2 tRNA genes and 2 rRNA genes are annotated in these 3,624 nt (G+C 52.1%); all 4 read left to right on the forward strand.

The window, feature by feature from the left end:
- Positions 1-39 precede the first annotated feature (39 nt).
- A tRNA-Ile gene (locus EST55_RS12275) sits at positions 40-116 on the forward strand.
- Between the two features lie 114 nt (positions 117-230).
- Positions 231-306: transfer RNA gene (locus tag EST55_RS12280), tRNA-Ala, on the forward strand.
- Positions 307-525: 219 nt separating this feature from the next.
- A 23S ribosomal RNA gene (locus EST55_RS12285) occupies positions 526-3,409 on the forward strand.
- 108 nt (positions 3,410-3,517) lie between these two features.
- Positions 3,518-3,624: ribosomal RNA gene (rrf, locus tag EST55_RS12290) — 5S ribosomal RNA — on the forward strand; the annotation flags it as partial.

The raw sequence follows: 3,624 nt of genomic DNA on the forward strand, positions 1-3,624 counted from the left end.
CACACAGTTTGCAGGCTTGATATTGAAAGAGAAGAAACTGGGTCTGTAGCTCAGCTGGTTAGAGCGCACCCCTGATAAGGGTGAGGTCGGCAGTTCAAGTCTGCCCAGACCCACCATTTCTGCGCGATGGCTGCGTTGGAATCCGAGTCGTGTACTGGTGTACACTTCCCCGGCTTCCGCCTTGCCCTCGCTTGAAATCCCCTTATCGGGGGTGGTCGAAAGCCCACAACGGGGCCATAGCTCAGCTGGGAGAGCGCCTGCCTTGCACGCAGGAGGTCAGCGGTTCGATCCCGCTTGGCTCCACCACTTCTTCTCTTGTAACCGTTAGCGTTAAGTGTTCTTAGTTAAGAATATTTACCGGTAACTTAGTGTTACACGCTCTTTAACAACATGGAAAGCTGATTGTAAATAAAGTAAGAAATGCCACTCTACTTGAACAAACCGTAAGGTAGAGGCGTATCGAACTTGTGTACAGCGAGAACAAACAATCTTGGTCATTGTAATCCAGACACCTTCGGGTTGTATGGTTAAGTGACTAAGCGTACACGGTGGATGCCTAGGCAGTTGGAGGCGATGAAGGACGTACTAACTTGCGATAAGCCATGACGAGGCAGTAAGAGCCACTTGAGTCATGGATTTCCGAATGGGGCAACCCACTGAGCTTGCTCAGTATCCGGCACTGAATAAAATAGGTGCCAGGAGGCGAACCCGGAGAACTGAAACATCTAAGTACCCGGAGGAAAAGAAATCAACCGAGATTTCCCTAGTAGCGGCGAGCGAACGGGAAGCAGCCCTTAAGCTTTACATGTGCTAACAGAATCTGTTGGGAAGCAGAGCCATAGACGGTGATAGCCCGGTATGTGAAGGTGCATGAAAAGTGAAAACGAGTAGGTCGGGACACGTGTTATCTTGACTGAATATGGGGGGACCATCCTCCAAGGCTAAATACTCCCAACTGACCGATAGTGAACCAGTACCGTGAGGGAAAGGCGAAAAGAACCCCGGCGAGGGGAGTGAAATAGAACCTGAAACCGTGTACGTACAAGCAGTAGGAGCGGACTTGTTCCGTGACTGCGTACCTTTTGTATAATGGGTCAGCGACTTATATTTTGTAGCAAGGTTAACCGCATAGGGTAGCCGTAGGGAAACCGAGTCTTAACTGGGCGTTGAGTTGCAGGGTATAGACCCGAAACCGGGCGATCTAACCATGAGCAGGTTGAAGATTGAGTAACATCAATTGGAGGACCGAACCCACTAATGTTGAAAAATTAGGGGATGACTTGTGGCTAGGAGTGAAAGGCTAATCAAGCCCGGAGATAGCTGGTTCTCCCCGAAATCTATTTAGGTAGAGCCTCGGACGAATACCATTGGGGGTAGAGCACTGTTTGGGCTAGGGGGTCATCCCGACTTACCAACCCCATGCAAACTCCGAATACCAATGAGTACTATCCGGGAGACACACGGCGGGTGCTAACGTCCGTCGTGGAGAGGGAAACAACCCAGACCGCCAGCTAAGGTCCCAAAGTTATGGCTCAGTGGGAAACGATGTGGGAAGGCACAGACAGCTAGGAGGTTGGCTTAGAAGCAGCCACCCTTTAAAGAAAGCGTAATAGCTCACTAGTCGAGTCGGCCTGCGCGGAAGATGTAACGGGGCTAAGCCATACACCGAAGCTGCGGCAGTAGTTTACTACTGGGTAGGGGAGCGTTCTGTAAGCGGATGAAGGTGGATCGAGAGGTTTGCTGGACGTATCAGAAGTGCGAATGCTGACATGAGTAACGATAATGCGGGTGAAAAACCCGCACGCCGGAAGACCAAGGTTTCCTATCCCATGCTAATCAGGGTAGGGTAAGTCGGCCCCTAAGGCGAGGCGGAAACGCGTAGTCGATGGGAAACAGGTTAATATTCCTGTACCGATGTTCATTGCGATGGGGGGACGGAGAAGGCTAGGCAAGCGCGGCGTTGGTTGTCCGCGTGAAAGTGCGTAGGCTGGTGACTTAGGCAAATCCGGGTCGCTAAGGCTGAGACACGAGACGAGCACCTACGGGTGTGAAGTTGCTGGTGCCCTGCTTCCGGGAAAAGCCTCTAAGCTTCAGATGAACATCGACCGTACCCGAAACCGACACAGGTGGTCAGGTAGAGAATACTAAGGCGCTTGAGAGAACTCGGGTGAAGGAACTAGGCAAAATAGTACCGTAACTTCGGGAGAAGGTACGCCGCTGGTGGTGATTGACTTCGCGTCATAAGCTGCTGGCGGTCGCAGTGACCAGGTGGCTGGGACTGTTTATTAAAAACACAGCACTCTGCTAACTCGAAAGAGGACGTATAGGGTGTGACACCTGCCCGGTGCCGGAAGGTTAATTGATGGGGTTAGCTTAGGCGAAGCTCTTGATCGAAGCCCCGGTAAACGGCGGCCGTAACTATAACGGTCCTAAGGTAGCGAAATTCCTTGTCGGGTAAGTTCCGACCTGCACGAATGGTGTAACCATGGCCACGCTGTCTCCACCCGAGACTCAGTGAAATTGAAATCGCAGTGAAGATGCTGTGTACCCGCGGCTAGACGGAAAGACCCCGTGAACCTTTACTACAGCTTGGCACTGAACATTGAACCTACATGTGTAGGATAGGTGGGAGGCTTAGAAGCACTGGCGCTAGTTGGTGTGGAGCCATCCTTGAAATACCACCCTTGTATGTTTGATGTTCTAACATAGGCCCCTTATCGGGGTTGTGGACAGTGCCTGGTGGGTAGTTTGACTGGGGCGGTCTCCTCCCAAAGAGTAACGGAGGAGCACGAAGGTTGGCTAAGTACGGTCGGACATCGTACGGTTAGTGCAATGGCAGAAGCCAGCTTAACTGCGAGACAGACACGTCGAGCAGATACGAAAGTAGGTCATAGTGATCCGGTGGTTCTGAATGGAAGGGCCATCGCTCAACGGATAAAAGGTACTCCGGGGATAACAGGCTGATACCGCCCAAGAGTTCATATCGACGGCGGTGTTTGGCACCTCGATGTCGGCTCATCACATCCTGGGGCTGAAGTCGGTCCCAAGGGTATGGCTGTTCGCCATTTAAAGTGGTACGCGAGCTGGGTTTAGAACGTCGTGAGACAGTTCGGTCCCTATCTGCCGTGGGCGTTTGAGAGTTGAGAGGAGCTGCTCCTAGTACGAGAGGACCGGAGTGGACGAACCTCTGGTGTTCGGGTTGTCACGCCAGTGGCACTGCCCGGTAGCTATGTTCGGAATCGATAACCGCTGAAAGCATCTAAGCGGGAAGCGAGCCTCGAGATAAGCTCTCACTAGCACTTAGAGTGCTCTGAAGGGTCGTTGAAGACTACGACGTTGATAGGCGGGGTGTGGAAGCGTAGTAATGCGTTGAGCTAACCCGTACTAATTGCCCGTGAGACTTAACCATACAACACCGAAGTTGTTTGAGACGTTACGCACAAGCGAGCGACTCTGCTGTACGGCAAGAGAGTGGCGTTTATTAGGCAATCAGTTTTTTATGTTGTGACAGTTTATGTCTGGCGGCCATAGCGGTGTGGCACCACCTGAATCCATCCCGAACTCAGAAGTGAAACACACCAGCGCCGATGGTAGTGTGGGGTCTCCCCATGTGAGAGTAGGTCA

This window comes from Idiomarina sp. 29L (assembly GCF_004123135.1).
Lineage (GTDB): Bacteria > Pseudomonadota > Gammaproteobacteria > Enterobacterales > Alteromonadaceae > Idiomarina.